This window comes from Streptomyces sp. NPDC017940 (assembly GCF_044328435.1).
Lineage (GTDB): Bacteria > Actinomycetota > Actinomycetes > Streptomycetales > Streptomycetaceae > Streptomyces.
The window spans coordinates 186,637-212,862 of the sequence record NZ_JBIRHJ010000003.1 but is presented as its reverse complement, the minus strand read 5'-3'; the positions used below and the strand labels follow the sequence as shown (position 1 = coordinate 212,862).

26 protein-coding genes and 1 pseudogene are annotated in these 26,226 nt (G+C 70.6%); 14 read left to right on the top strand and 13 right to left on the bottom strand.

Features of this window, described 5'->3' with window-relative positions:
- Positions 1 to 207: 207 nt before the first annotated feature.
- Positions 208 to 468, bottom strand: a complete 261-nt coding sequence (locus ACH4DX_RS11095; protein ID WP_398120480.1) for a UBP-type zinc finger domain-containing protein — start codon at positions 466 to 468, stop codon at positions 208 to 210.
- Between the two features lie 46 nt (positions 469 to 514).
- On the opposite strand from ACH4DX_RS11095, the gene ACH4DX_RS11090 reads away from it, so the two are divergent.
- Entirely contained in the window at positions 515 to 2,113 is a 1,599-nt protein-coding gene (locus tag ACH4DX_RS11090; RefSeq protein ID WP_398120482.1) for a Na+/H+ antiporter, read from the top strand.
- Positions 2,114 to 2,120: 7 nt separating this feature from the next.
- On the opposite strand, the gene ACH4DX_RS11085 is transcribed toward ACH4DX_RS11090, so the two are convergent.
- The 4 genes from ACH4DX_RS11085 to ACH4DX_RS11070 form a co-directional block, all read right to left on the bottom strand.
- A complete protein-coding gene (locus tag ACH4DX_RS11085) occupies positions 2,121 to 3,035 on the bottom strand; it encodes a 1-aminocyclopropane-1-carboxylate deaminase/D-cysteine desulfhydrase (RefSeq protein WP_398154890.1) in 915 nt (304 codons plus the stop codon).
- A gap of 42 nt (positions 3,036 to 3,077) precedes the next feature.
- Positions 3,078 to 3,668: an N-acetylmuramoyl-L-alanine amidase gene (locus ACH4DX_RS11080; RefSeq protein WP_398154889.1), complete on the bottom strand. Its 591-nt coding sequence runs from the start codon at positions 3,666 to 3,668 to the stop codon at positions 3,078 to 3,080.
- Positions 3,669 to 3,811: 143 nt separating this feature from the next.
- Positions 3,812 to 4,045, bottom strand: a complete 234-nt coding sequence (locus ACH4DX_RS11075; protein ID WP_398120488.1) for a hypothetical protein — start codon at positions 4,043 to 4,045, stop codon at positions 3,812 to 3,814.
- Between the two features lie 160 nt (positions 4,046 to 4,205).
- Entirely contained in the window at positions 4,206 to 4,328 is a 123-nt protein-coding gene (locus tag ACH4DX_RS11070; protein ID WP_398154888.1) for a hypothetical protein, read from the bottom strand.
- Positions 4,329 to 4,415: 87 nt separating this feature from the next.
- Between ACH4DX_RS11070 and ACH4DX_RS11065 the strand changes: the two genes are divergently transcribed.
- The 6 genes and pseudogenes from ACH4DX_RS11065 to ACH4DX_RS11040 form a co-directional block, all read left to right on the top strand.
- Positions 4,416 to 5,822, top strand: a complete 1,407-nt coding sequence (locus tag ACH4DX_RS11065; protein ID WP_398120490.1) for a family 2B encapsulin nanocompartment shell protein — start codon at positions 4,416 to 4,418, stop codon at positions 5,820 to 5,822.
- 130 nt (positions 5,823 to 5,952) lie between these two features.
- Positions 5,953 to 7,050 carry a polyprenyl synthetase family protein gene (locus ACH4DX_RS11060; protein ID WP_398154887.1) on the top strand — a complete coding sequence of 366 codons (1,098 nt, stop codon included), beginning with the start codon at positions 5,953 to 5,955 and terminating at the stop codon, positions 7,048 to 7,050.
- Positions 7,051 to 7,483: 433 nt separating this feature from the next.
- A complete protein-coding gene (locus tag ACH4DX_RS11055) occupies positions 7,484 to 8,083 on the top strand; it encodes a GNAT family N-acetyltransferase (protein WP_398120494.1) in 600 nt (199 codons plus the stop codon).
- A 392-nt stretch (positions 8,084 to 8,475) separates the two neighbouring features.
- The gene (locus ACH4DX_RS11050) at positions 8,476 to 9,072 is read left to right on the top strand and encodes a dihydrofolate reductase family protein (protein ID WP_398120810.1); all 597 of its coding nucleotides are present in this window, start codon (positions 8,476 to 8,478) and stop codon (positions 9,070 to 9,072) included.
- Between the two features lie 209 nt (positions 9,073 to 9,281).
- Positions 9,282 to 9,497 carry a hypothetical protein gene (locus tag ACH4DX_RS11045; protein WP_398120496.1) on the top strand — a complete coding sequence of 72 codons (216 nt, stop codon included), beginning with the start codon at positions 9,282 to 9,284 and terminating at the stop codon, positions 9,495 to 9,497.
- 263 nt (positions 9,498 to 9,760) lie between these two features.
- A pseudogene (locus tag ACH4DX_RS11040) lies at positions 9,761 to 10,645 on the top strand (sigma-70 family RNA polymerase sigma factor); the annotation flags it as partial.
- Between the two features lie 193 nt (positions 10,646 to 10,838).
- Here the strand turns inward: ACH4DX_RS11040 and ACH4DX_RS11035 are convergent.
- Together ACH4DX_RS11035 and sodN are read right to left on the bottom strand one after the other, a co-directional pair.
- Positions 10,839 to 12,866: a GTP-binding protein gene (locus ACH4DX_RS11035; RefSeq protein WP_398155248.1), complete on the bottom strand. Its 2,028-nt coding sequence runs from the start codon at positions 12,864 to 12,866 to the stop codon at positions 10,839 to 10,841.
- Positions 12,867 to 13,323: 457 nt separating this feature from the next.
- Positions 13,324 to 13,719: a superoxide dismutase, Ni gene (gene sodN / locus ACH4DX_RS11030; protein WP_398120498.1), complete on the bottom strand. Its 396-nt coding sequence runs from the start codon at positions 13,717 to 13,719 to the stop codon at positions 13,324 to 13,326.
- Positions 13,720 to 13,884: 165 nt separating this feature from the next.
- Between sodN and sodX the strand changes: the two genes are divergently transcribed.
- A complete protein-coding gene (gene sodX / locus ACH4DX_RS11025) occupies positions 13,885 to 14,346 on the top strand; it encodes a nickel-type superoxide dismutase maturation protease (RefSeq protein ID WP_398154886.1) in 462 nt (153 codons plus the stop codon).
- Here sodX and ACH4DX_RS11020 read toward each other — a convergent pair.
- The gene (locus ACH4DX_RS11020; protein WP_398120502.1) at positions 14,250 to 14,879 is read right to left on the bottom strand and encodes a CGNR zinc finger domain-containing protein; all 630 of its coding nucleotides are present in this window, start codon (positions 14,877 to 14,879) and stop codon (positions 14,250 to 14,252) included. The genes sodX and ACH4DX_RS11020 overlap by 97 nt on opposite strands.
- A 117-nt stretch (positions 14,880 to 14,996) precedes the next feature.
- Here ACH4DX_RS11020 and ACH4DX_RS11015 point away from each other — a divergent pair, with 117 nt between their 5' ends.
- On the top strand, positions 14,997 to 15,770 hold the full coding sequence (locus tag ACH4DX_RS11015; RefSeq protein ID WP_398154885.1) for a class I SAM-dependent methyltransferase: 774 nt from the start codon (positions 14,997 to 14,999) through the stop codon (positions 15,768 to 15,770).
- 71 nt (positions 15,771 to 15,841) lie between these two features.
- Here the strand turns inward: ACH4DX_RS11015 and ACH4DX_RS11010 are convergent, their stop codons facing one another.
- The 3 genes from ACH4DX_RS11010 to ACH4DX_RS11000 are packed head-to-tail and all read right to left on the bottom strand — an operon-like array spanning position 15,842 to position 18,550.
- On the bottom strand, positions 15,842 to 16,603 hold the full coding sequence (locus ACH4DX_RS11010) for an amino acid ABC transporter ATP-binding protein (RefSeq protein ID WP_398120506.1): 762 nt from the start codon (positions 16,601 to 16,603) through the stop codon (positions 15,842 to 15,844).
- A complete protein-coding gene (locus ACH4DX_RS11005; protein ID WP_398120508.1) occupies positions 16,603 to 17,550 on the bottom strand; it encodes an amino acid ABC transporter permease in 948 nt (315 codons plus the stop codon). Before ACH4DX_RS11005 ends, ACH4DX_RS11010 begins: the two co-directional genes overlap by 1 nt.
- A 37-nt stretch (positions 17,551 to 17,587) precedes the next feature.
- Positions 17,588 to 18,550 (bottom strand): ABC transporter substrate-binding protein, encoded by a 963-nt coding sequence (locus ACH4DX_RS11000; RefSeq protein WP_398154884.1) that lies wholly within the window; start codon positions 18,548 to 18,550, stop codon positions 17,588 to 17,590.
- A gap of 574 nt (positions 18,551 to 19,124) precedes the next feature.
- Between ACH4DX_RS11000 and ACH4DX_RS10995 the strand changes: the two genes are divergently transcribed.
- From ACH4DX_RS10995 to ACH4DX_RS10980, 4 genes are all read left to right on the top strand, one after another.
- On the top strand, positions 19,125 to 20,366 hold the full coding sequence (locus ACH4DX_RS10995; protein WP_398154883.1) for an NADP-dependent malic enzyme: 1,242 nt from the start codon (positions 19,125 to 19,127) through the stop codon (positions 20,364 to 20,366).
- Between the two features lie 499 nt (positions 20,367 to 20,865).
- Positions 20,866 to 21,828, top strand: a complete 963-nt coding sequence (locus ACH4DX_RS10990) for a zinc-binding dehydrogenase (protein ID WP_398154882.1) — start codon at positions 20,866 to 20,868, stop codon at positions 21,826 to 21,828.
- Positions 21,829 to 21,902: 74 nt separating this feature from the next.
- Positions 21,903 to 22,112, top strand: coding sequence for a helix-turn-helix domain-containing protein (locus ACH4DX_RS10985; protein ID WP_398120516.1), 210 nt, complete (start codon positions 21,903 to 21,905; stop codon positions 22,110 to 22,112).
- Positions 22,112 to 22,684 carry a Clp protease N-terminal domain-containing protein gene (locus ACH4DX_RS10980; RefSeq protein WP_398154881.1) on the top strand — a complete coding sequence of 191 codons (573 nt, stop codon included), beginning with the start codon at positions 22,112 to 22,114 and terminating at the stop codon, positions 22,682 to 22,684. The genes ACH4DX_RS10985 and ACH4DX_RS10980 overlap by 1 nt, the downstream gene beginning before the upstream one ends.
- Before the next feature lie 64 nt (positions 22,685 to 22,748).
- On the opposite strand, the gene ACH4DX_RS10975 is transcribed toward ACH4DX_RS10980, so the two are convergent.
- Together ACH4DX_RS10975 and ACH4DX_RS10970 are read right to left on the bottom strand one after the other, a co-directional pair.
- Positions 22,749 to 24,095 carry a helix-turn-helix transcriptional regulator gene (locus tag ACH4DX_RS10975; protein WP_398154880.1) on the bottom strand — a complete coding sequence of 449 codons (1,347 nt, stop codon included), beginning with the start codon at positions 24,093 to 24,095 and terminating at the stop codon, positions 22,749 to 22,751.
- A gap of 1 nt (position 24,096) precedes the next feature.
- Complete coding sequence (locus tag ACH4DX_RS10970) at positions 24,097 to 25,092, bottom strand: hypothetical protein (RefSeq protein WP_398154879.1); 996 nt, start codon at positions 25,090 to 25,092, stop codon at positions 24,097 to 24,099.
- Between the two features lie 371 nt (positions 25,093 to 25,463).
- Here ACH4DX_RS10970 and ACH4DX_RS10965 point away from each other — a divergent pair, with 371 nt between their 5' ends.
- Positions 25,464 to 26,225, top strand: a complete 762-nt coding sequence (locus ACH4DX_RS10965; RefSeq protein ID WP_398154878.1) for a hypothetical protein — start codon at positions 25,464 to 25,466, stop codon at positions 26,223 to 26,225.
- The last annotated feature ends 1 nt before the right edge of the window (position 26,226 follow it).

The window sequence follows — 26,226 nt, the reverse complement described above, 5'->3', positions numbered from 1 at the left end:
GGCCGCCGTGTCACGGTGGTCCGGACTGGGTCACACGGGTGACGCCCCACGTATTCAAGCGGTGACGCTACCGCGCTGCTCAGTTCCGTGTCCCGGGGGCCCCGCCCCGTTGCTGTCACTCATAGTAAGCCTACGGGTACGGACAGTGGCTAGGGGTTTTGCGGGCCCAATTGGAAAGAACGAGCGTCGGGTTGACGTACCCAGGCCTCAGACGATCGAACCGTCGACAAAACACCAGCGCCAGACCTCGCCGGGTTCGAACGTGCGCATCACCGGATGCCCGGTCTCCTGGAAGTGCGCCGTCGCGTGCCGGAAGGGCGAGGAGTCGCAGCATCCGACGTGCCCGCAGCTGAGGCACAGCCGCAGCTGCACGGGGTGGCTGCCGGCCGCGAGGCACTCCCGGCACGTTTCGCTCAGGGGTGCGGGTTCGGGGTGGGGCAGTGCGCTGACGTGCGAGCACTCGTTCATGATGGCCAGGTTACGACGGGAGAGCGGACGGTGGAGGATCGTGCCGATGGACGTATTGCCCCTGGTGGCGCTGATCGCCGCGAGTGCCGCCGTGGCCGGTGCCGCGCGGCGCACCCCGGTGCCCGCACCCCTGCTTCTGGTCGGCGCCGGACTGATCGCCGCGTACGTGCCGGGGGTGCCGGACTACCACCTCGACCCGCACGTGGTGCTGCCACTGATTCTGCCGCCGCTGCTGCACACGGCCGCCCTGGAGAGCTCGTATCTGGACCTGCGGGCCAATGTCAGGCCCGTCGCGCTCCTATCGGTCGGTTACGTTCTGTTCGCGACGCTGGTTGTCGGCTGGCTCGCCTATCTGTTGATCCCGGACCTCCCGCTGACCGCGGCGCTCGTCCTGGGGGCGGTGATCGCGCCGCCGGACGCCGTCGCCGCGACGGCCATCGCGCGCCGCGTGGGGCTGCCCTCGCGCATCACGACGATCCTCCAGGGCGAGTCCCTGGTGAACGACGCGACGGCGATCACCGCCTACAAGGTGGCGCTCGCGGCGGCCGTCGGTGAGGGCGCGAGCTGGGCCGGCGGCATCGAGGAGTTCCTCGTGGCGGCGGTGGGCGGGGTAGGGGTGGGGCTCGTCCTCATGGTGCCCCTCCACTGGCTGCGCACCCATCTGAAGGAGGCGCTGCTACAGAACACGCTGTCGCTCCTGATCCCCTTCGTCGCGTACGCGGCCGCCGAGCAGGTGCACGCCTCCGGAGTGCTCGCCGTGGTCGTGGTGGCCCTCTACCTGGGGCATCGTTCCTGGCAGGTCGACTTCGAGACGCGGCTCCAGGAGGCCGCGGTGTGGAAGGTCGTGGGGTTCCTCCTGGAGTCGGCGGTGTTCGCGCTCATCGGTCTCCAGCTGCCGATCGTGCTCGGGGAGCTCGGCGAGTACAGCGTGGGACAGGCGGTCTGGTACGCCGTCGCGGTCTTCGTGTGCGTCGTACTGGTGCGCTTCGTGTGGTCGTATCCCGCGACGTACCTCCCGCGCGCGATGTCGGCGCGTATCCGGGAGCGCGAGGACGATCTGGACTGGCGGCGCCCGCTGGTCGTCAGCTGGGCGGGAATGCGCGGTGTGGTGTCGCTGGCGATCGCGTTCTCGATCCCGCTGGTGACGGAGCACGGCGAACCCTTCCCCGCGCGCAACCTCGTGCTCTTCCTGACCTTCACCACGGTCATCGGGACGCTGGTGGTGCAGGGACTCTCGCTGCCGTGGCTGATCGGGGTCCTGAAGCTGCCGGGCAGGGACGCACAGCAGCAGACGCTGGCCGAGGCGCAGGCGCAGAACGCCGCCTCACAGGCCGCGGAGGCCCGGTTGCGGGACCTGATGGAGGACGAGCGCAACAGCCTGCCAGGGCCCCTCCAGGACCGTCTGGAGACCGTTCTCGAACGGCGCCGCAACGCGGTGTGGGAACGCCTCGGCCAGCCCAACCCGGTGACGGGGGAGACCGCGGACGCCACCTACCGCAGACTCGCGCGCGAGGCGATCGCCGCCGAGCGCGAGGTGTTCGTGCGCATGCGGGACGAGCGGCGCATCGACGACGAGATGCTGCGGACGCTGCTGCGCAAGCTGGACCTGGAGGAGGCGGCGGCCCACCGGGAGGTCGAGGACTGAGGCGGGCTCAGGCGACCTGCGGGGTGCCGGTGACGACAGCCGTGACCCTGGTCCCCGGGGCGAAGGCGCCCTCTTCGGAGAGTGCGGTCAGCGCGTACAGGAGCTTGGCTACGTAGATCCGCTCCACCGGAAGGCCGTGCCGGTCCTCGAAGTCGTCGGCGAAGGCGTTCAGTTCCGCGGTGGTGCGGGCGTAGCCGCCGCAGTGGAAGCGGTCGTCGAGAGTCCAGTTGGTGCCGACAGCGCCGAACGCGGCGCGCTGTAGCGCCGCCGTCCCGGCGCCCAGGAAGCCGCCCTTGAGCACGGGTATGCCGAGCGCGCGCTGGCCGGGGCCGAGGCCCGCCGCCAGGCCCGCGAGGGTGCCGCCGGTGCCGCAGGCGACGGCCGCGACATCCGTGTGGCCGCGCAGCTCCGCGCCGAGGACGGCGCATCCCCGGACGGCGAGGGCGTTGCTGCCGCCTTCGGGGATGACGTACGCGTCCTCGGTGGCCGTCTCGCGTCGGAGCGCGGCCAGGACCTCCGGTTCCGCCTTTCGGCGGTACGTCGATCTGTCGATGAAGTGCAGGCGCATGCCGTCCGCCTCGCACCGGGCGAGGGAGGCGTTGCGGGGGCGGTCGGCCAGTTCGTCGCCGCGGACCATCCCGACCGTGCCGAAACCCAGGAGACGGCCGGCCGCGGCGGTGGCCCGCAGGTGGTTGGAGTAGGCGCCGCCGAAGGTCAGCAGCGTTTCATGGCCCCCGGCACGGGCCCGCTCCAGGTTCAGGACGAGCTTACGGTACTTGTTGCCGGGCAGGTGGGGATGTATCCGGTCGTCGCGCTTGAGCAGCAGCCGCAGGCCTCGAGCCTCGAAACGGGGGTCCGTGACCGGCTGGAGCGCCGTGGGGAGCCGGGCGTGCAGCGCGGACGCGGGCGGGATGGAGGGCACCCCGCCATTGTCCCTCGCGTGCCCTCCGATGGTGTGCCGCCGCTACTTCAGCCGCTCGTGGACGCGGTCCCGCATCGCGTCCATGGTGAAGCCCTTGGGGTCGACCTTGCCCGGCTGCCACTCCAGGTGCCCGATGACCGAGCGGGCCGTCCAGCCGTGCTGTCGGCAGATGGCGGCCGAGACTCTTTCGATGGCCTCCAGCTGGGCGTCGGGCCAGGGATCCTCGCCGTCGCCCATGTTCTCGCACTCGAAGCCGTAGAAGTGGCGGTTGCCGTCGGTGTTGGCCTCGTTGTCGGGGGGCAGGGCCTTCTCCGCGATGACCGCGCGCAGGACGTCGTCGTCGCCGAGCCCCGCGTGATTGGCGCGGCCGTAGCCGACGAGGTGCACGCGGCCGTCCTTGGTGATGACGCCGTGGCAGAGCGGGCCCGGGAGCGAGGGGTGGCCGTCGCGGCACAGCCGCACCGTCGCCTCGCTGCCGGAGGTGACCGTGTGGTGGATCATCACGCCGTGCACGGGGCCCCAGGGGCCCACATGATCGCGGTTGTGCTCGCGCCAGTCGTCGACCTCGACGACCGTGACGCCTTCGTCCTCCAGTACGTCCAGGAACCTGTTCGCGGACATGGGTGGGGCCATGACCGTCTCCTTCGGGGCGCGACGGTCGCCCGTCGCGGCCGCCTCGTACGCAGCTCATACCGGAACTGCCGGTGCCCGAACCCTCTGTTCGGGCACCGTGCGAGCCGATCCGGTCAATCGAAGGGCTGGTCAGCGAGGTGGCGTCAGGCGCGCAGGAAGCCGTCGCCGTGGGTCGCGACATGTGCCTCCAGGGCGGAGAGCGCCTGCTGGGTGGCGTCGGGGGTGCCGCTGCCGCGCCGCTCCGCGTAGTAGGCCGCTCCCAGCTGCTTGAGCAGGTCGTTCCCCGCGCGCTGCGCCTGTACGTCGTCCAGCTTCTGCTTGCCCTGGGTGAGACCTTGCTGCACCTGTTCTCTGGCGCGGTCCAGGAAGCCTGCCATGTCGCTTCTCCTGACGATGTGGTGCGGATGGTGCTTGCGCTGCGCTCGTCCCGTTGAACGAGCGCCCGGATCTTGCAGTTCCCCTCCGCCCCGCCGCCGTACCCGGCCCCGCGTCCGCGTCAGCCGGTCGGCCCGCACACAGGGGTTGGCCGAAAACCTTTCACTCGTCGGCCGGTATCCGGCTTCCGGCCTCGCACAGGCCGCTCAGCACGGGTTTCTTGGACGAACGTACGAAGGATTCGACCAGGCGGGCGGCGACCTGCCCGGTCCTTTGCCCATCCATTCCCGCTCGTTTGTGTGATGGCGCCCGCACTCGCCGTGCTGAAAGGGTTGCAGGCGAGGTCAGCGCGTGATCGGGAGGGTATTCACCATGTCGGTAGGCGAAGAGATCCGTACGGAGCCGGACAGGCCGCAGCAGAGTCTCGGCACATCCGCGGCGCGGAATCTGGCCACCACCACCAAGTCCGCGCCGCAGATGCAGGAGATCAGCTCCCGCTGGCTGCTGCGGATGCTGCCCTGGGTGCAGGTGCAGGGCGGCACGTATCGGGTGAACCGCAGGACGAGTTACTCGGTGGGCGACGGCCGTGTCACCTTCGTCAAGACCGGGGACCGCGTCGAGGTGATCCCTGCCGAACTGGGTGAACTGCCGGTGCTGCGGGACTTCGAGGACCAAGAGGTGCTCACGGAGCTGGCGCGCCGCTGCCAGCAGCGGGAGTTCGAGCCCGGCGCGATCCTCACGTCGTTCGGCAACCAGGCGGACGAGGTGTTCCTGCTCGCCCACGGCCGAGCGGAGAAGCTCGGTACGGGGCCCTACGGCGAGGACTCGGTTCTCGGCACACTCGCCGACGGCGCGTACTTCGGCGAGCAGGCCCTCATCGACCCGGAAGCCATCTGGGAGTACTCGGTGCGCGCGGTGACGACCTGCACGGTCCTCACCCTCCCGCGCCAGGACCTCGAGCAGGTCGCGGAGCGCTCCGAGTCGTTGCGGGCCCACCTCGACGGCCTGCGCTCCATCCCCGCCCAGCGCACCAACGCCTATGGAGAGGCGGCCATCGACCTCTCCGCCGGTCACGTCGGGGAAGCGGTCCTGCCCGGTACGTATGTCGACTACGAGTCGCAGCCGCGCGAGTACGAACTGAGCGTCGCCCAGACCGTCCTGCGCATCCACACGCGCGTGGCAGACCTCTACAACCAGCCTATGAACCAGACCGAGCACCAGCTGCGGCTCACCGTCGAGGCGTTGAAGGAGCGCCAGGAGCACGAGCTGATCAACAACCGCGAGTTCGGGCTGCTCAGCAACTGCGAGTACGACCAGCGGCTCCAGCCCCACGACGGTGTGCCGAGCCCCGACGACCTGGACGAACTGCTCAGCCGCCGACGGGGATCGAAGCTCTTCCTCGCCCACCCGCGCGCGATCGCCGCGTTCGGACGCGAGTGCAACAAGCGCGGGCTCGTGCCCGAGAGCATCGACATGTCCGGCAACCGCATTCCCACCTGGCGCGGCGTGCCCATCTTTCCGTGCAACAAGATCCCGGTGACCGAGGAGCGGACCACCTCGATCATCTGCATGCGTACGGGCGAGGACGATCAGGGCGTGATCGGACTGCACCAGACGGGCATCCCGGACGAGATCGAGCCGAGCCTGTCGGTGCGCTTCATGGGCATCAGCGAGCAGGCGATCATCTCCTACCTGGTTACGACGTACTACTCCGCGGCCGTCCTGGTGCCGGACGCGCTCGGCATCCTGGAGAACGTCGAGATCGGCCGGTGGAGGTGAGGCGAAGCCTCGTCGTCGCGGGCGGCCGACCGCCGTCCGTGCCCGCGTACGCCGAGGAGGGCGGACCTCCGGCGTACGCACCCACAGACCCGGGCGCTGCCACCGTCCGCCTCCCCGGCGGAGGAAGCCCATGACGGGCACCACAGACATGACGCGCTGCGCGCCCCGGCCTCTCGGACCGGGACCGACGGAGGAGTGCGAGGCCGCAGAGAACCTGGCGGCGGCACGGCTGCGAGTCGACCTGGAGTTGCGCGCGGCGGTCGACTCGCTGCCGGGATGGCTGCGCCGGACCGCGCTCCACCACTTCGGCAGGGAGGGCGCCGACGGGACGCCCGCGGCCGGGAACGCGGGCAAGGCCGCCAGGTCGGCTCTCGTCCTCACCGCGGTGCGGGCCCTCGGCGGGGACCCGCTGACCGCGGTCGGGGCCGCCGCGGCCGTGGAGCTGACGCACAACTCCACACTGCTGCACGACACACCGCTGTACGACGACGTCAGGGACCGCGACGTCACGCGTCGGAACCGCCCGGCCGTTTGGACCGCATTCGGCGACGCCGACGCGAGCCTCGCCGGTGACGCCCTAGGGAGGCTGGCGCAGCGACTGCTCGCCGAGGACCCGCACCCGGGCGCCCCCGCGGCCGCCGCCCGCCTGGCCGCCTGTGCCGTCGAACTCCGCGCGGGACAGCGCGCGGACCGCGCCCTGGAGGGCAGGGCCCTCGAAGACGTCTCCCTGGAGGAGTGCCTCGGCACGGCCGAGGCGAAGACGGGTGCGCTGCTCGGCTGTGCCTGCGCGATCGGCGCGGTGTACGCCGGGGCGGGGGCCGACACGGTGGCGGCGCTCGACGGGTTCGGGCGGCAGGCCGGCCTCGCCTTCCAGCTCATCGACGATGTGATCGGCATCTGGGGAGACCCCGCGCGCACGGGCACGCCCGCGCGCTCGGACCTGGCCGTCCGCGGGATGTCGCTGCCGGTGCTCGCCGCGCTGGCCTCCGGGACGTTCGAGGGGGCGGCGCTCGCCGGTCTGTACGGGCGGGGGCGGGAGGCGTTCGCGGGCGATCCGGAGCGGGTGGCCCAGGTCGTCGAGCGGGCCGGAGGCAGGGACTGGGCGCAGTCGCACGCGGCGGACCGCATGTCCCGGGCGCTCGGGGAACTCGCCCGCGCGGTGCCCGACCCCGTGCGGGCGGACGGTCTCCTCGCACTCACGGAGTACGTCACGCGGAGGTCGTACTGACTCCAAGGGTGCGACGACGGATTGAGGAAGTCCCGGCGGGGCGTGTGAGGGGGCGCTCCGCCGGGCGGTTTCGAGGCCCAACCGGGAGGGCGACCACGCTGTCGCAACGCGACGCCGTGTCCGCCGCCGGGTGCCTCGCGACGGGACGACGGGTCTTGTGCCACCGCGGAGAGCCGGTGGGGCGGGGCCCGTCAGCCGGTGGGGCGGGGCCCGTCAACCGGTGGGGGCGGGGGACGTCAGGCGGTGGTGCGAGGCCAGGCAACTGGTGGTGGGAGGCGCAGCAACCGGTGGTGCGCAGCTCCTGAAGCCGGTGATGCGCAGCCCCTGAAGCCGGTGGTGCGGGACCTGTCGTCGCGACCGGCGCGGTCACTTAGGCTGCGGGCGGGACAGCTGGGGCGGAAGTGGTGAGCCGCCGGGGCGAAGGGGAGAAGTCATGGGCGTGGCGATCCGGAGAGCGGACGAGAGCGACCGGGCGGACGTGGTCCGGCTGCTCGACGAGGCGTTCATGCGGGACCCGGTGAGCAGTTGGCTGTTCCCTGACGAGGGGCGGCGGCGCGACCGGCACGGCGCGCTGATGGGCGCCTTCCTCGACCTCGCCTTCGCGGAGGGCCATGTGGACGTCGCCGAGGACGGCTCGGCCGCCGCGCTGTGGTGGTCGGTGCCCGCCGGCTCCGCGCACGAGGACGCCACGGAGGGGCCCGCGCTGCTGCGGCGCGCCGTCGATCCGGACAACGAACGGATCGAGGTGATCGGGCGACTGACGTCGCAGGCCCATCCGGCCGACCGCCCGCACCAGTATCTGCACCTGATCGCGGTGAAGCCGGAGCGGCAGGGGCAGGGCATGGGTTCGGCACTCGTCGCCCCGGTGCTCGAACGGTGCGACCGGGAGGGCCTGCACGCCTACTTGGAAGCGAGCAACGCGCGCAGTAGGGAACTGTATCTGCGCCTCGGTTTCGCCGACCTCGGCAGCGCGATCGACCTGCCGGAGGGGCCGCGGCTGTGGCCGATGTGGCGGGAACCGCGGGCGGTGTGAGCACGGACGGTGAGCGCGGGCCAGGGTGTAGGGCGAAGCGTGGCCCTCGGGCACGGCTTCGGACCAAGGGACCGGGGGGCCCGGGCGAGGGGTTCGGGGACGGTCTCGAACGAGCGGCTAGGGCACGGCCCCGGACGAGGGACTGGGGGGCGGCCCCGGGCACGGCTTCGGACAAGGGACTCGGGGAACGGCCCCGGGCACGGCCTCGGAATCGGTTGATCCGGTTTCCGGGGCCGACTTTTTTGCACCCGTTCGAAAAAAAGGGGTTGTCAAACCACTGCGCCTGCACCACTATAACCGGAGTAGTTAGAGGGCGGGCGGTCGCGCGCAGTGGCCGCCCGGCCGTTCGGCTCCGCCCTCCCGCCTCTGTCATCTGCGAAATGAGACTCAGCTTGCGCAAGCTCACCTACTTCGTCGCCGTCTCCATCGACGGGTTCATCGGTGACCCGAGCGGGGACGCCAACTCCTTCATGAAGTTCGTGGACGAAGAGTTCCTGGAGTTCCTCAGGACGGAGTATCCGGAGACGGTCTCCGCCGCCGGCCGCAGCGTCCTCGGCTTCGGCGACGTGGCCAACAAGAAGTTCGACACCGTCGTCCAGGGCATGGGCAGCTACCAGCTCGGACTCAACGAGAACATGCCCAGCCCGTACGGGCACCTGCGGGAGTACGTGGCCTCGCGCGGCCTCGGCACGTCACCCGACCCGAACGTCGAGATCATCGCCGACGACCTCGTCGGCAAGGTCCGCGCGCTCAAGGCCGAGGACAGCGAGCTCGGCGTCTGGCTGTGCGGCGGTGCGCGGATCGCGGGCCAGTTGTTCGACGAGGTCGACGAACTAGTCCTGAAGACCTACCCGGTGCTTCTCGGCTCGGGCATGCCGATGTTCGAGGGCGTGGAGTCCGCGGTCGGCGAGTTCGAGCTGACCTCCTCCCGGGTCTTCGGCAACGGCGTCGTCGTCCGTACGTACTCCCGCAACCGCCCGCAGAACTGACCGCTGGACTGTCCGGCCCCGGGGAACCGCCATACCCTGAGGCCATGGGCAGCGACGGACGCCGGTCCGGCCCCCGTCCGCAGGGCGAACCTGTGTGTGCGCACTGCGGACGGCCAGTCGGTACCGCCATCAAACGACGCAAGGTGCTGGGTGCGTACGTCCCGGTGTGGGGCCCCGCTCCTTGCCGCAACTCCGCGTGCGAAGCGTGCGTGGTCGACGAGCCGCAGGGGAAGGCGCGTGCGGCCCGCGGCTACAAGAACAAGCACAAGCGCGGGCATCCGACCCGGCGGGACCTCAAGCCCGAACCGAAGCCCGCGGCCCCCGAAGCCGGTGCCGGCAGAGGCACCGAACCCGCCGACGGCCCGGGGACCGTACCCCTCGTCGACACGGACCCGGACACGGCACCGAACCCGCCACTCGGGTGAAGCCCGCTCCGGCCAACGGAACGAACCGCACCGACTCGACGACGCTGCACGGATTCCTGGACGTCGGCGCCGACAGCAGACGCTGTTCGGCCCCCGGCCCTAGGCGCCTCGTCCGGCCAGGACACCACGCCCCCACCCCGAGTCGAACTGCCCCACGGTGACGGGGTTCTTGCTGCTGGGGTGCATGGCGGGGTCTCCCTGGTACACGGATAGGTTGCGGGTGCGTCACTGATATGACGGATCGCGACGGAGGAATGTGACGGATGGACGGAAGAGAGCTCCTGGCGGCGCGGTTCGAGGAGCAAAGACCTCGCCTGAAGGCCGTTGCCTACCGTGTGCTCGGCTCCCTCAGCGAGGCCGAGGACGCGGTGCAGGAGACCTGGCTGAAGCTCAGCCGTGCCGACGCCGAGCGGGTGGAGAACCTCGGCGGCTGGCTCACCACGGTCGTCGGCCGCGTCTGCCTGGATCTGCTGCGGACGCGCAAGCAGCGCGGGGAGCAGCCCCTGGACATCGAGGTGCCCGCCACGCATGTGCCCGATCCGCAGATCAGCCCGCTGCCGGGTGGTCGTGCACCCGTCGACCCCGAACACGAGGCGCTGCTCTCGGACTCGGTGGGGCTCGCGCTCCTCGTCGTCCTGGACACGCTGAGCCCCGCGGAGCGTCTGGCGTTCGTGCTGCACGACATGTTCGCGGTGCCGTTCGAGGACATCGCGCCCATCGTCGAGCGGGCCCCGGCCGCGACCCGGCAGCTGGCCAGCCGTGCCCGCCGCCGGGTCCGCGACGCCGCCCCCGAGCCGGAACCGGACCGCACCCGCCACCGCCAGGTCGTCGAGGCGTTCCTCGCGGCGGCCCGCGGCGGCGACTTCGACGCGCTGCTCGAACTGCTCGACCCGGACGTGGTGCTGCGCGCCGACGGCGGCGACGTCTCCGGGCTCTCCCGGTTGGTGCGGGGTGCGCGCGAGGTGGTCGCCGGGGCGCGTTCGTTCTCCGCGCTGGCAGGCACCACCTATCTGGCCCTGGTCAACGGCCGGGTCGGCCAGATCGCGGTGCGCGACGGGAAGCCGTTCTCCGTCGGGGAGTTCACCGTCAGGGACGGCCGGATCGTCGAGATCAACATCCTGGCCGACCAGGAGCGGCTGGGCACCCTCCTGGACGCACGGGTGATCAGGGAACTCACGAGCGCCGAAGCAGGGAACGGGCCGGGAGCCGGGAGTGGACCGGGAGCCGGGTTCGAGTCGGAAGCCGGGACTGAGCCGGGGCCCGGGACCGAGCCGGAAGCCGGGTTCCAGCCGCGAGCCGGGACCGGGCCCGGAAGCAGCGCGGGCCCGGCCTCGGGCTGACTCACCCCACCCGCGTGCGCCGCGTCACCCGCTGCACGTACTCCTTCCAGTCGAGCGGATTGTGGTCCGTGCGCGGGCGGCCCGGCGGGGTGCCGTGGACCGGCGCGTAGTGGTCGAAGGCGGCCTCCAACTCGCCCTCGCCACGGGTGAGCCCGGGAAGTGCCTGCTCCAGGCCGTGCACCCGCGCGGCGGGCACCACCCCTTCGACGACGTACGTGGACCCGTGTGCCGTCGGTGTGTGCGGCACCGCGCGCAGCCGCCCGAGGGCCGGGAGCAGCGTCCCGAATACATCGGCGGGCACGGTGAGCCGGAACCGGTGCATCGGCTCGTGCACCCGCGTGCCCGCGCGCCGCAGCGCGTCCATCAGGACGAGCGGCGTGAGCTGACGGAAGTCGCCTGCCGTGCTCGACATGCTCTTGTCGAAGACGGCGTGGGAGTGGCTCTGGCGCGGCCAGTACCCGCAGTGCGTCATGGTGACGAGGCAGTCGGGCACCTCCCACCCGTGCGGCCCCTGCCGCAACGTCTCCCTGACCGTCTCCTCGACGGCCTTGAAGAACGCGTACGGCATCGCACCGAGTTCCACGCCGAGCCGGAACCGCACGCCCGACCCGACCGGCGCGGGCTCCACCCGCAGTCCCACCGTGGCGAGGAACGGGTTCGGGTCGGTGTCGATGATCTCCACGGCCGCACCGGTGCCGACGACCCGTTCGACGCAGATCGTCGTGGTCTCGCGGAAGTCGGCGCCGATGCCGAACTCGTCGGCGAGCGTGGCCTCGATGACCTCCTTCTGGACCTCGCCGTACAGGGACACGGAGAGCTCCTGCCGCAGTGGGTCCTGCCGCAGGCCGATCAGCGGGTCCTGCTCCGCGAGCTGGGTGAGCGCGGAGTGCAGGGCGGAACGGTCGGAGGGACGGCGCGGTTCCACGACGGTCTCCAGCGTGGGCGGCGCGAAGTGGTGCCGTGCCCGGTGCCGCTCCGGTACGTCCCGCTCGTGACCGAGTACATCTCCGATCCGTACGCCGCGCAGCCCCCACAGGAGCGCGATCCGCCCGGCCGACACGGACTCGCGCGGAGCCACCGCACCCTGCTCGAAGACCCCGATGCCGGTGACTTTGTCCTTGGCGTTCTTGAACCCGCTGCCGGACTCGCCCGCGGCCCCGCCGACCCGGACCCGGTCCCGTACGCGCACCGTCCCGGAGAACATCCGCGCGTACGCCACCTTCTCGCCCGCGGGGCCGCGTTCGACCTTGAAGACGGTGCCCGCGACGGGCCCGTCCGCGGGGTAGGCGGCCGCGGGCAGCAGCTCCTTGATCGCGCCGGTCAGCGCGTCGAGCCCGGTACCGGTCGTGGCCGAGCCGAAGAGGACCGGGTGGACCAGGGCCCGCCGGGTCTGGGCCGCGAGGGCCCTGTGCAGCTCGTCGTGGTGGAGGGCGGCGTCCTCGACGTACGCGGAGAGGAGCGCGTCGTCGTGTTCGGCGAGGAGTTCGGTCAGGCGGGCGGTGGAACCCAGGTCGTCGGCGGCGTGGGGGACGTAGCGCGCCGTGCGGGTGCCGGGGGCGTCCACCGTGCCCAGGGGGACGACGGCGGGCGTCAACTTCCGCGCCAGGTCGGCGAGCACGCGCTCGGGGTCCGCTCCGCCGCGGTCCACCTTGTTGACGAACACGAGCGTGGGGATGGCGAGCCTGCGCAGCGTGCGCATCAGGACGCGGGTCTGCGCCTGTACGCCCTCGACGGCGGACACGACGAGCACGGCGCCGTCGAGCACGCTCAGGACCCGCTCCACCTCGGCGATGAAGTCCGGGTGGCCCGGGGTGTCGATGAGGTTGACGGTGACGTCGTCGATCGCGAACGAGACGACGGCCGACTTGATGGTGATGCCGCGCTGCCGTTCGAGAGCGAGGGTGTCGGTCCGGGTGCTGCCGTCGTCGACGCTGCCGACCTCGTCGATGACACCGGCGGTGTGCAGCAGCCGCTCGGTCAGACTGGTCTTGCCGGCGTCCACATGGGCGAGGATGCCCAGGTTGAGGATGCGGGGGCCGGTGTGCGTGTGCTCGGCGGGCGAGGGCGGCTCAGGTGCGGTGAGGGAGTCCTGCGGGTCTTGCTGCGGGTGAGATGCCACTAGGCGTCATGTCCTCGGGTCGGGGGGTGCTTCCTTCCTGGTGGGACATGGACGTCTGGCGCATCTGGGGGCTCCTGGTTCGACTCGGGCGGCACGGGTGCTGACGTGATCAGTGCAGCAGGGAGCCGTCGTCGACGGCAACCGAATTTGTGAGGAGCAGGCGCTCTCCAGTGCCGACCTCAGTTGGTTGATCACGTCGGCCCCGAAGGGCCATGACACGCTCGTCGACAGGAACTTTGCTGGCTGCGGGGCAAAAAAGACCGCACCCGGACCGTCATGGACGCCGTTCTCGGCGGCCCGCGGACCGGGTGCGGACAGGTAGGCCGTGCGTCCCGCGACAGTGCGGATCGGACGGCCCGGCCAGGGATCAGGCCTTCTTGGTCTCCCAGAAGATGCGGTCGATCTCGGCGATCAGTTCGAGCGCCTTCTCACCGGTCTTCGGGTCCGTCGAAGCCTTCGCGGCCGAAAGGGCCTTGAGGGTTTCGTTGACCAGGGCGTGCAGCTCCGGGTACTTCTCGAAGTGCGGGGGCTTGAAGTAGTCGCTCCAGAGCACCGATACGTGGTGCTTGGCGAGCTCGGCGCGCTGTTCCTTGATGACAGTGGCGCGGGCCTGGTAGTGCGGGTCGTCGTTGCCGGCCATCTTTTCCTGGACGGCCTTCACCGACTCCGCCTCGATGCGGGCCTGGGCCGGGTCGTACACGCCGCAGGGCAGGTCGCAGTGCGCGCTGGCCTTCACCTTGGGGGCAAACAGGCGGGAGAGCATTGAGCTGTCCTTCCTCGTGATCGTCTTCTCAGGGGGGACATTACTCCGTGAGGGACCTGTTTTCGCGAGCGCCCCCATGGGCTTAGGACAAAAGTCCAGGGTCAGACTGAAGACGGTGGAGGATGGACCGGGAGGCCGGTGGAGGATGGGTCCGGGAGGTGTCTGATGCCGGAGACGACGGCAGACGGGCGGGAGACACGCGTGCCGTTCCAGTTGATCGAGGTCGACGGCCCGTCCATGGTGCCGACGCTGAATCCGGGGGACTGGATACTGGTGCGGCACGGCGCCCGGGTCCGCCCCGGCGACGTGGTGATCCTGCGCCACCCGCTGCAACAGGACCTGCTGGTCGTCAAGCGCGCCGTAGAGCGGCGCGAGGGCGGCTGGTGGGTGCTGGGCGACAACCCGTACAACGCGGGCGGTGACAGCACGGTGTACGGGATCGTGCCGGAGGAACTGGTCCTCGCCCGGGTGCGCGCGCGGTTCCGGCCGCTGCTGCGGTTCCGCCAGGAGCGGGCGGCGCAGGGGCGGCGTCAGCTGTCGCCGGCCGCGCTCGCCTGCTGGGCCTTCTCGGCGGTGCGCCCCGTGCTCGCGGACCGCTCGCTCTCCAGGCGCTTGCGGGCCCGGTAGGCGGCGACGTTCGCGCGGGTCGCGCAGCGGTCCGAGCAGTAGCGCCGGGACCGGTTGGTGGAGGTGTCCAGAAAGGCGTTGCGGCACGGCGCGGCCTCGCACAGACCGAGCCGGTCCACGCCGTACTCCGTCAGGTGGAAGGCGAGGCCCATCGCGGCGATCGCGGCGAACCCCGCGGTGGCGTTCGAGGGGTGGTCGGCCAGGTGCATGTGCCACAGCGGGCGGCCGTCGTCGTCGCGGTAGTCGTGGCCGGAGATCTGCGGGCTCACGGGGAACTCCAGGAGCAGGGAGTTCAGCAGGTCGACGGCCAGTGTCTCGTCCCCGCCGTCCGCCGCCTCGAAGACGCCGCGCAGCCGTCCCCGTACGGAGCGGAAGCGCGTCACGTCGGAGTCCGTGGCGCGCCGTGCGGCCTGCTGGTTCGCACCGAACAGCTCGCGGACCGCGTCGACGGAGGTCAGGGAGTCCTTGTTGCGAGCCGGCTCCTCGGTGTTGACCAGGCGTACGGCGTAGTCCGAGTAATAGGCCAGTTCCACTTGTAGTCCTTACGGGCGCGGGATATCTTCATCTCTGTGCGTGGTAACGGTCACACTGGCTTCGTGGGTGTTACGCGACACGTTCAGTCGAGCGTAGTACGGGATGGAGGTCTTCCGGTGACGGAAACGGCTGGCGGTACGGGGTTCGGAACCGACTGGCGTGCCTGGCAGGAGAGTTGGGACCGGCAGCAGGAGTGGTACATGCCGGACCGCGAGGAGCGGTTCCGCGTCATGCTCGACATGGTCGAGGCCCTCGTGGGCCCCGAGCCGCGCGTGCTGGACCTCGCGTGCGGTACAGGAAGTATTACGGCCCGCCTCCTCGAAAGGTTCCCGAAGGCGGTCAGTACGGGTGTCGACCTCGACCCCGCCCTGCTGGCCATAGCGGAGGGCACCTTCGCCGGGGACGACCGCGTCACGTTCGTGACCGCGGACCTGAAGGACCCCGACTGGACCTCGCAGCTGCCCCACGACTCCTATGACGCCGTGCTCACCGCGACCGCGCTGCACTGGCTGTTCAGCGAGCCCCTCGCCGCGCTGTACGGGCAGCTCGCCAAGGTCGTGTCCGACGGCGGTGTCTTCATGAACGCCGACCACATGCCGGACCCGAGCACCCCGCGCATCAACGCCGCCGACCGCGAGCAGCGGCACGCGCGCCAGGAGGCCGCCAAGAACTCCGGCGCCCTCGACTGGGCCGACTGGTGGGGTCTCGCCGCCGAGGACCCCGTGCTCGCCGAGCCCACCGCCAAGCGTTTCGCGATCTACGGAGAGCACGCCGACGGCGACACCCCGCCCGCCGAGTGGCACATCCGCACCCTTCGTGAAGCGGGCTTCACCGAGGCCCGCACGGTCTGGTCGTCCCCGTCGGACGCCCTGGTCCTAGGCCTCAAGTAGGGACTTCGCGCGCTACGTAGAGGGGCGGTACGGATCAGTGACCCGTACCGCCCCTCTACGTAGACGACGGTTTACAGAACCTTCGACAGGAACGACTTCGTCCGCTCGTGCGACGGGTTCGTCAGGACGTCGCGCGGGCGCCCGGACTCGACCACCACACCGCCGTCCATGAACACGAGGCTGTCGCCGACCTCCCGCGCGAAGCCCATCTCGTGCGTGACGACGATCATCGTCATACCGGACTCGGCGAGGTCACGCATGACGTCGAGGACGTCACCGACCAGCTCCGGGTCGAGCGCCGACGTGGGCTCGTCGAAGAGCATCAGCTTCGGGTCCATCGCCAGCGCACGGGCGATCGCGACCCGCTGCTGCTGGCCGCCGGACAGCTGCGAGGGGTAGTTCTTCGCCCTGTCGGCGAGCCCGACCCGCTCCAGGAGCTGACCGGCACGTTCCCGCGCCTCCGCCTTGGGCTGGCCCTTGACCTGGACCGGCGCCTCCATGACGTTCTCCAGCGCCGTCATGTGCGGGAAGAGGTTGAAGCGCTGGAAGACCATGCCGATGTCCCGGCGCTTCTGGGCGACCTCGCTGTCCTTCAGCTCGTACAGCTTGTCGCCCTTCTGGCGGTAGCCGACCAGCTCCCCGTCGACGTAGAGGCGACCGGCGTTGACCTTCTCCAGGTGGTTGATGCAGCGCAGGAACGTCGACTTGCCGGACCCCGAGGGGCCGATGAGGCAGAAGACCTCACCGGACTCGACCTGGAGGTCGATGCCCTTGAGGACCTCGATGTGGCCGAACGACTTGTGCACGTTCTCGGCCTTGACCATGGCGGTCATCAGCGGACACCTCCCGCGCGGTTGCTCAGGGACAGCATGTTGGCCTTGATCTTCTGCCAGGGGGTGTCGGGCAGCGCACGCGAGGAGCCGCGCGCGTAGTGGCGCTCCAGGTAGTACTGGCCGACGCTGAGGATCGACGTCATGATCAGGTACCAGGTGGCGGCGAGCAGCAGCACCTCCACGGTGGCGCCGGACGAGGTGCCGATGTCCTGGGCGTACTTCAGGAGCTCGTAGTACTGCACCGCCGCGACCAGCGACGTCGTCTTGAGCATGTTGATGACTTCGTTGCCCGTCGGCGGCACGACCACGCGCATCGCCTGCGGGATGACGATGCGGCGCAGGGTCTTGCCGTGGCTCATGCCGAGCGCCTGGGACGCCTCCGTCTGGCCCTCGTCGACCGAGAGCAGGCCCGCGCGGCAGATCTCCGCCATGTACGCGGCCTCGTTGAGGCCGAGGCCGAGGAGCGCCGTCAGGAACGGCGTCATGAAGTCCGACCACTCGTCCTTGTAGATCGGACCGAGGTTGATGTACTCGAAGACGAAGCCGAGGTTGAACCAGACGAAGAGCTGGACCAGGACCGGCGTACCGCGGAAGAACCAGATGTAGAACCACGCGATCGACGAGGTCACCGGGTTCTTCGACAGCCGCATCACCGACAGGACGACGCCGCCGACGACGCCGATGAGCATCGAGAGGACCGTGAGGATCAGGGTCTCGCGGACGCCCTTGAGGATGCGCTCGTCGAAGAAGTTGTCCGGGATGGCGCCCCAGTTGATGTCACCGCCCGCGAACGCGAGGACGATCGCGACGAGTACGGCGATGGCGAGGACGGCGGCGACGTAGCGGCCGTAGTGGCGCACCGGGATCGCCTTGATCGCCTCGGGGGCGGAGCGCGGTGGTTCGTCCTTGGGGGCGGAGCCGCCCGACTTGCTGATGTCCGTTGTCACGGGTGTGGCCTTTCAGCGACGAGATGACGAGACGCGGTCACTTGCCGCCGTTGATCTTGGCTTCCTCGACTGCGCCTGCGTCGACGCCCCACTTCTTGATGATCTTCTCGTACTGGCCGTTCGCGATGATCGCGTCGAGCGCCATCTTGATCGCGTCGCGCAGCTCGGAGTTGTTCTTGGAGACCGCGATGCCGTACGGGGCGGCCTCGACCTGGTCGCCCACGAGCTGGAAGTCCTTGCCGCCGCCGGAGGTCTTCACCGCGTACGCGGCGACCGGGAAGTCCGACGAGCCGGCGTCGGCACCACCGGAACGCAGCCGGGTCTGGGCCTGCTGGTCGTTGTCGTAGGACTCGATCGCGATCTTCTTGCCGCCCTTGCACTTCTTCGACTCGGCCTTGGCCATGTCGTGCGAGACGGTGCCGCGCTGGACCACGATCTTCTTGCCGCAGAGGTCGGCCCAGGTCTTGATGCCCTGGTCGGCGCCCTTCTTGGTGTAGATCGAGACGCCCGCGGTGAAGTAGTCGACGAAGTCGACACCGGAGCCGACCTTCTTGCCGGTCTCCTCGTCGATGCCCTCCTGACGGTTCTTGGTGTCCGTCATGGCCGACATGGCGATGTCGTAGCGCTTGGAGCGCAGGCCGCCGAGGAGGGTGTCGAAGGTGCCGTTGGCGAACTCGAACCGGACGCCGAGCTGCTTGCCGAGCGCGTCGGCGATGTCCGGGTCGATACCGACCGTCTTGCCGTCCTTGTCCTTGAACTCGACCGGCGGGTAGGCGATGTCGGAGCCGACCTTGATGACGCCCTGGTTGCGGATGCTCGAGGGCAGCTCGTCGGAGAGCGGAGCGCTGACGACCTTGTCGCCACCGTCCTTCTTGTCGTTCGTCTGGTCACCGCAGCCGGTGAGCAGCAGCGAACCGGCGACCGCGATCGCGCCGACAGCGACGATCCGGGACTTCGCGGACTTCGCGGCGGGCTTGCGACATATGGGGCCTGCGGTCATAGGGGTCCTCCGGCGGATGGGGGAGTAGCCATGCGGTCGTGCACACACCTTCGGGTGTCGCGACCTCGTGTGATGAGGCATCTTGCCATTCGGACTGCCCGATACTGGGGGCTGAAGATGTCAAAATCGGATAACGAGCGATCGGCAAACCACAACAGGCCGGTGCGTCGCGGTCATTGAGTCGCCGGGACGAACAATCGACAACCGATTGATAACCACCCAATCCCGCCATGCGGACCGACGCGGATCGCCGGGGTGGCTTTTTCCCAATAATAGGGACATTTCACCCTGGAGGTCTACTAGATACTTGCTGTTCACATCGGTCTGACACAGATAGGGCTCGTCGGCGGTCGGAAGCATCCGGTAGAAAAGACGGTTACACCCCTCATCCGGGGCCCAGGGCACGTGTGCGGCGTGCCCGCGCGTTCGTACGTACTTCCCGTACCGCTCCGCCGACAGGCGGAGAGCCAACGGCCGGCAGGCCCGCGGCTTCAGCACGGACGCGGTGCCCGCCCCACTTCTGCACCAGGAAGTGGACCACCCTCAACCATGAAGACTTAAGGGGTCAGACACAGTGGCAGCGGAGATCGTCAATCCTCGCAGCGACAGCAGCGACAGCCGTCTTCCCAGCGGCACCACAACCGGTCACGAAGGCGCGGAGGAGCCCTTCGATCCGGCCTTCGCACTGCACCGCGGCGGCAAGATGGCCGTCCAGGCGACCGTTCCCGTGCGCGACAAGGACGACCTGTCCCTGGCGTACACGCCCGGCGTCGCGAAGGTGTGCAGCGCCATCGCCGAGAAGCCCGAGCTCGTCCACGACTACACGTGGAAGTCCAACGTCGTCGCCGTCGTCACCGACGGCACCGCCGTCCTCGGCCTCGGCGACATCGGCCCGGAGGCCTCGCTCCCCGTGATGGAGGGCAAGGCCATCCTGTTCAAGCAGTTCGGCGGCGTCGACGCGGTGCCCATCGCGCTCGCCACGACGGACGTCGACGAGATCGTCGACACGGTGGTGCGCCTCGCACCGTCCTTCGGCGGAGTCAACCTGGAGGACATCTCCGCGCCGCGCTGCTTCGAGGTCGAGCGGCGCCTCCAGGAGCGCCTCGACATCCCGGTCTTCCACGACGACCAGCACGGCACGGCCGTGGTGACCCTCGCCGCACTGCGCAACGCGGCGCGGCTGACCGGGCGCACCCTCGGCGACCTGCGGGCCGTGATCTCCGGCGCGGGCGCGGCCGGTGTCGCCATCGCGAAGTTCCTGCTCGAAGCGGGGCTCGGCGATGTCGCCGTCGCGGACCGCAAGGGCGTGGTGTCGCGGGACCGTGACGACCTGACGCCGGTCAAGCGGGAGCTGGCCGAGCTCACCAACGAGGCCGGGCTCAGCGGCTCGCTCGAATCGGCCCTGGCAGGCGCGGACGTCTTCATCGGTGTCTCAGGCGGTACGGTGCCCGAGCCCGCGGTCGCCTCGATGGCCCCGGACTCGTTCGTGTTCGCCATGGCCAACCCGAACCCCGAGGTGCACCCCGACATCGCCCACAAGTACGCCGCCGTGGTGGCGACCGGGCGCTCGGACTACCCGAACCAGATCAACAACGTGCTCGCCTTCCCCGGGATCTTCGCGGGGGCGCTCCAGGTGCGGGCTTCCCGGATCACCGAGGGCATGAAGATCGCCGCGGCGGACGCGCTCGCCGCGGTCGTCGGCGACGAGCTGTCCGCGGAGTACGTCATTCCGTCGCCGTTCGACGAGCGGGTGGCGCCGGCGGTCACCGCGGCTGTTGCGGCGGCCGCTCGGGCGGAGGGTGTGGCCCGCGCCTGACGCTCCGGCCCCGCCCGCCTTCGTGGGGCGGGGCCCGTTCTTTCCCGCCCGCCCGCCCGTTTCTGGTCGGCTGTGGGGGTGGGCGTCGCTTGTGGGAGTTTGCCGGCGTTGGCGGGTGCGGGTGTGTGGGTGGGTTTGTTTCCCGCCCGCCCGCCCGTTTCTGGTTGGCCGTGGGGTGGGCGTCGCTTGTGGGGCTTTGTCGCCGGTGGCGGGTGCGGGTGCGGGTGCGTGGAGGCTTTCTGTTTCTGCCCGGCCGTTTCTGGTCGGGCGTGGGGTCGGCTTCGTCTGTGGGGGTTCTCGCCGGTGGCGGGTGCGGGGGATGGGTTGCTGCTGTGGGCAATCGTCCCGCTGGGCGGGACGGGTGGGCACAGCTGCGGTGCGTGGGCGGGGCGGTGCCCACGGTGGCCCGGGGCGGGACAGGGGGGCGGGCGTCGGCGCGGTGCGGGTCACACCGGTGTGGCGTTCCGAAGGCCCAGGGGCCAGGCATATCGTCGGCGCCATGTTCGCTGCCTACGCCGCCCGAATCGACCGCGACCAGCCCCTCACCGGCCTGGAACTGGGGGACCGCCCGGCCCCCGAGCCACGCCCCGGCTGGTCGACCGTGAACGTCAAGGCCGCCTCCCTCAACCACCACGACCTGTGGTCCCTGCGCGGAGTCGGCCTGGACGAGGACAAGCTCCCGATGATCCTCGGCTGCGACGCGGCCGGCACCGACGAGGACGGCAACGACGTCGTCCTGCACTCCGTCGTCGGCCAGAGCGGCCACGGCGTCGGCCCGAACGAGCGCCGCTCCATCCTCACGGAGAAGTACCAGGGCACCTTCGCCGAGCAGGTCGCCGTACCCACCTGGAACGTCCTCCCCAAGCCCAAGGAACTCTCCTTCGCCGAGGCCGCCTGCCTCCCCACGGCCTGGCTCACCGCCTACCGCATGCTGTTCACCAACGCCGGCGTACGCCCCGGCGACTCCGTCCTCGTCCAGGGGGCGGGCGGCGGTGTCGCCACCGCCGCGATCGTGCTCGGCAAGGCGGCAGGGCTGAAGGTCTTCGCCACCAGCCGCGACGAGACCAAGCGCAGGCGTGCCCTCGAACTGGGCGCCCTGGAGGCCGTGCCGTCCGGCGCCCGGCTGCCGCAGCGGGTCGACGCGGTCATCGAAACCGTCGGCGCCGCCACCTGGTCCCACTCGATCAAGTCCCTGCGCCCCGGCGGCACCCTCGTCATCTCCGGCGCGACCAGCGGCGACCGCCCCTCCCACGCCGAGCTGACCCGCGTCTACTTCCTGGAGCTGAAGATCGTCGGCTCCACCATGGGCTCCAAGGACGAACTGGAGGACCTGCTGTCGTTCTGCGCCACCGCCGGGGTGCGGCCCGTCATCGACGAAGAGCTGCCCCTCGACCGTGCCCGCGAGGGCTTCGAGCGCCTGGAGGCGGGCGGCCAGTTCGGCAAGATCGTACTGACCCTCTGAACCCCGCCGCTCCGTCGAGCCCGCGCCGTCAACTCTAGTTGACAGCGCGGGCTCGTCAACGTACGTTGACGGGCATGACCAAGGCTACGGATCTCGCCGAGCGTGCGGGCGACAGCGATCCACGAGTCGGCCTGCGTGCCGTCACCGCGCTGCGGCGCCTGGCGGAGCAGCTGGAGGCCGTGCAGGTACGCAGCGCGCGTCGGCAGGGCTGGTCGTGGCAGGAGATCGCCGTCGAACTCGGTGTGAGCAGGCAGGCCGTGCACAAGAAGTACGGGAGGCAGTGATGTTCGAACGGTTCACCAGGGGTGCGCGAGATGTGGTGGCAGGCGCGGTCGAGCAGTCCGAACGGGCGGGCGCCGACTCCGTCGACGACGGTCACCTGCTGCTGGCACTCCTCGACCGCGAGGGTACCCGCGCCTCCTTCGCGCTGGCCGTCCTCGGGGCCGACCGGCGCCGCGACGACATCGCCCGGGCACTGACGGAGACGCGCCGCCGCGGTGGCCTCAGCCAGGCCGAGACCGAGGCCCTCGCCGGTCTCGGCATCGACGTCGAGGAGATCGTCTCCCGCGTCGAGCAGACCCATGGCGCGGGCGCACTCGCGGGTGCGGGCACCAGACAGCGCAAGGGTCTCGCCGCGTGGATCGGGCACCGCGCCTTCACCCCGGACTCCAAGAGCACCTTGGAACGTGCCCTGCGCATCGCCACCGCCCGACGCGAGCGCAGCATCGGCGACGAACACATCCTCCTCGCCCTCACCACCCGGCCCGGCGTGGTGTGCGAGGTCCTCGCGGACCACGGCGTGACCCTGGGGTCGGTCGAGCGCGTGCTCTATCCGTCTCCGCAATCGTCGGCGTGAGGTCTGCCCTCACGCGCGTAGACCTGCCGGGTGCGGGTCAAGGCGTGGTCGGGGGCAGTCCGGCTCAGGGCGTGGAGGCCCCGGGGGACTTGGGTGCGCGCAGCGTCACCGCGATGTGGGCCGCCGCTTCCGAGAGGTGGCGGCGGGCCTCGCGGAGCTGCTCCTCCGACACCCCGTGGTCACGGGCGGCGTCGCGGATGTCGTCACGGAAGCGGTCCAAGAGGCGGTCCAGGTCGCGGCCGGGGTCGCCGGTCGAGTCCTGCTTCGCCCAGTCCGGGACGTACTCGACGGGCACCTCGTCACGCTCGGCCGCGAAGACGGGTCCCGGCTCGAACGGCTCGCCCCTGCGTGCGTCGCTCCCGGCTGCTCCGGCCCCCGCTGTCTTCCCTGAGGCCGTCTGCCCAGCGGGCTTCCCGCCGGCCTTCTCCCCGGCGACCGTTTCCCCGTCAGCCTTAGCCCCGGCCTTCCCTCCATCGGCCTTCTCCCCGGCGACCGTTTCCCCGTCGGTCTTCTGTTCGGAGCTCCTCCCCCCGGACGGCTCATCCCCGGACGGCTCCTCCCCTGAGGGTTCCTGCCCGGAAGGCTTCGTACTGTCCGACGTCCCGAAGCCGAAGTCCTTGGCGAAGTCCTTGCCGAACTCCTTCCCGAACTGCTTCCCGAGGTCGCCGAACTCCTTCGCCAGCTCGGCCAGGCCTTCGTGGACGCCCGTCGGCCAGTCGCCCCGCGAGAAGTGGACCTGCACCTGCTCCTGCACGAGCTTGGCCATGCGTTGCAGCTCTTCCTGCGCCTGTGCCCGCATCTGCTCCTGCGCGTCCTTGGCCTGTCTGCGCGCCCGCTGTGCCTCTTCGCGGGCCCGACGGCTCTCGTCCTTGGCCCGCCGCGCCTGCTCCTTCCACTCCTTGCGGGCGCGCCGGAATTCCTCCTTCGCCTGACGCCAGCCGTCGCCGTCCGCCCAGGAGCCGTCGAGGAAGTCGGAGGCGTTCGGGAAGCCTGGGCCGAGACCCGCGCTGGAGCCGCCGTCGGCCCGAGCCTCCTGTGCGGCCGCCCGCATCTCTCGCCGCAGCTCGTCCGCCGCTCCCTGCACCCCTTCGCGGATCTCGGCGGCGAGCCCCGCGACCGACTCGCGGATCTCCAGCTCCAGGTCGGCCAGCTCACCGCTGCGGTCGGCCAGCTCGGCGCGGCCCGCGTCGGTGATGGCGTACACCTTTCTGCCGCCCTCCGTGGTGTGCGTGACCAGGCCCTCCGCCTCCAGCTTGGCCAGACGGGGGTAGACCGTTCCCGCCGAAGGGGCGTACAGGCCCTGGAAGCGCTCCTCCAGGAGGCGGATCACCTCGTAGCCGTGGCGCGGGGCCTCGTCCAGGAGCTTGAGCAGATACAGGCGCAGGCGGCCGTGGGCGAACACGGGAGACATCTCAGAGCACCTTCTTGTCGGTCGGGCCGTCGGCGGCTTCCACCTTCGGGGCGGCAGTCGGGTCGTCCGCGTCCTGGACGCCGGTCGGGGCGGCGGCCGCAGGGCGCTCGGGCCGGGGCGGGAAGCCTCCGGGGGGCGCGTCCCCTGGCCGGTTCTGCGCCCCGTACAGATCATCCTCCGTCGACGGTCTGCGCAGGAGTGCGATCGAGCCGGAGATCGTCGTCGCCCGCAGTCGCCCGCCTCCCGAGCCGAGCCTGCCGGTGATCTTCTTCGCCCCCCACTGGCCGCTGACCCGCAGGTCCTCGAAGTCGTTGGAGACAGAACCGCTCGTGGTGTTCGCCGACACCTCCGTGTGGGACGGGTGGGGGAGGCGGACGGCGATCTCGCCGGACACGCTCATGAGCCCCACGTCGACGATGCCCATGGCCGGGTCCAGGTCCACGATCATCGAGCCGCTCACCGATTCGGCCCGGACGGAGGATCCCGAGCACTCGACGGCGGTCAGGTCGCCCGAGACCGAGTCGAACCGCAGGTCCCCGGTGACCCCCTGGGCCTCGACATCACCCGAGACCGTCTCGGCGCGGACGGAGCCGGAGAGGCCGACGAGGGTCGCGTCACCCGAGACGCCTCGAACCGCCGCCCCGCCCTCGATGCCGGAGATCACCGCGCCCGCCCCGATGGCGCCCACCTCGACCCGGGTCCAGGCGGGCACGGTGAGCGAGACCACCACGTGACGGCGCCTGCCCCGGCCGCAGCCTCTGGGGTCGAGCCACTCCAGCAAGCCTTTCCACGGCAGGTCCTCATAGGCGACGGACAACGTGCCACCGCGATGCGTCACGCTGAGGGGAGGGCCCGACATCTCGGTGACCTCCAATCTCGACGAGGTCGCATCCGTGCCGACGACATTCACCGTGCCGTTCACCACGCGGACGCGCAGTGTCCTCACGGGCTCGTCGAATGTCAGCATTCCGGGTTCGGCGACAGACCACTCCGGCATGGTGACGGACCTCCTCGAGCGGGTCGTTGCGGCACGACACGCAATATCGCGTATCTGCCATACACGATATATCGCGGATCCGGTAAGTCAAGACCTGTGACTTCTCCACTTCTCCCTCCGCGTCACTCCGTGTTCGTCCTGATCTTCACCGGGTGCTCCTGCATGGAGGTGCGTGGGCTGCTATGTGTGAATTGTCCTAGCGTGGAACCATGCCATCCGGACCACCCGAACTACCCGAATCGTCCGGACCATCCGGACCACCCGGACTACCCGGACCGCCCGGGCCACCCGGACTATCCGAGCCGTCCGAACCATCTAGCCCCTTCGGTCGCTCCGATCTCTCCGGCACCTCTGCCTCCGCCGGTGCCCTGTTGCTCTGCCGGGCCGGGGCGGACTCCGTCGAGACGGTCGCGCAGTTGCTGCGGGAGCGGATGCTCCTGCTGCCCGCAGGCGACGAGTGGAGCGTGCTCGTGCCCGAGGGAACGCCGTGGCCGGACGGGGGTGAGCCGGTGGACCGGGTCCTCACCGGATGGGCCACGGCGCTCGCCGTCGGCTCGACGTGGCCGGTGCTGGCGCTGTGGTGGGACGCCGACCGAGCCGGCTGCACGCTCGCGGCCGGGTTCCGCCGCACGGTCGGATACGTGTGGCTCGCCAACGGCACGGCGGTCGGTGAGGACGAGGCCATGCGGACGCTCGCCGCCCGCCTCGGCCTGGACCCGGTGCTCGACATGCAGGCCCTGGACACGCTGACCCGGCCCGACCCGGCGGCCGACGCGCGCGCCCGCATGCGAGGCCTCGTGGCGGTCCTCACCCGAGTGGGTGTCGCCCTGCCGACCGGCCTCGGCCCCGGCGAACCGGCGGACAGGCTGCGCACAGCCGCCCGGACGCGGGACGACGTCCGGCACGTCGCATGGGCCGGCTGGCACGGAGCGGTGCGTGCGGAGCTCGACGCGACCGGGCACGGTCCGCTCGGCCGCGCCCTGGCCGGCGCCCAGCTGGCGGCCGGGGTCCCGCTCCTGCTCCGGTCCCTCAGCCGCCGCAACCACGGCTGGGCGGCGGCCGGGGCGCTGCTGGTGCTGTACGGGGGGCTCGGTCTGGCCCAGGAGCGTGGACGGGCGCGGGGCACGACGTAGG

Coding starts and splice junctions, on each gene's coding strand:
- ACH4DX_RS11010 (WP_398120506.1), bottom strand. CDS start 16,603: ATGACCGCCATGGTCAAGGCCGAGAACGTGCACAAGTCGTTCGGCCAC.
- ACH4DX_RS11090 (WP_398120482.1), top strand. CDS start 515: ATGGACGTATTGCCCCTGGTGGCGCTGATCGCCGCGAGTGCCGCCGTG.
- ACH4DX_RS11000 (WP_398154884.1), bottom strand. CDS start 18,550: ATGACCGCAGGCCCCATATGTCGCAAGCCCGCCGCGAAGTCCGCGAAG.
- ACH4DX_RS11070 (WP_398154888.1), bottom strand. CDS start 4,328: ATGGATGGGCAAAGGACCGGGCAGGTCGCCGCCCGCCTGGTCGAATCC.
- ACH4DX_RS11060 (WP_398154887.1), top strand. CDS start 5,953: ATGACGGGCACCACAGACATGACGCGCTGCGCGCCCCGGCCTCTCGGA.
- ACH4DX_RS11095 (WP_398120480.1), bottom strand. CDS start 468: ATGAACGAGTGCTCGCACGTCAGCGCACTGCCCCACCCCGAACCCGCA.
- ACH4DX_RS10980 (WP_398154881.1), top strand. CDS start 22,112: ATGTTCGAACGGTTCACCAGGGGTGCGCGAGATGTGGTGGCAGGCGCG.
- ACH4DX_RS11075 (WP_398120488.1), bottom strand. CDS start 4,045: ATGGCAGGCTTCCTGGACCGCGCCAGAGAACAGGTGCAGCAAGGTCTC.
- ACH4DX_RS11065 (WP_398120490.1), top strand. CDS start 4,416: ATGTCGGTAGGCGAAGAGATCCGTACGGAGCCGGACAGGCCGCAGCAG.
- ACH4DX_RS10985 (WP_398120516.1), top strand. CDS start 21,903: ATGACCAAGGCTACGGATCTCGCCGAGCGTGCGGGCGACAGCGATCCA.
- ACH4DX_RS10990 (WP_398154882.1), top strand. CDS start 20,866: ATGTTCGCTGCCTACGCCGCCCGAATCGACCGCGACCAGCCCCTCACC.
- sodN (WP_398120498.1), bottom strand. CDS start 13,719: ATGCTCTCCCGCCTGTTTGCCCCCAAGGTGAAGGCCAGCGCGCACTGC.
- ACH4DX_RS10975 (WP_398154880.1), bottom strand. CDS start 24,095: ATGTCTCCCGTGTTCGCCCACGGCCGCCTGCGCCTGTATCTGCTCAAG.
- sodX (WP_398154886.1), top strand. CDS start 13,885: ATGCCGGAGACGACGGCAGACGGGCGGGAGACACGCGTGCCGTTCCAG.
- ACH4DX_RS11080 (WP_398154889.1), bottom strand. CDS start 3,668: ATGGCCCCACCCATGTCCGCGAACAGGTTCCTGGACGTACTGGAGGAC.
- ACH4DX_RS10970 (WP_398154879.1), bottom strand. CDS start 25,092: ATGCCGGAGTGGTCTGTCGCCGAACCCGGAATGCTGACATTCGACGAG.
- ACH4DX_RS11055 (WP_398120494.1), top strand. CDS start 7,484: ATGGGCGTGGCGATCCGGAGAGCGGACGAGAGCGACCGGGCGGACGTG.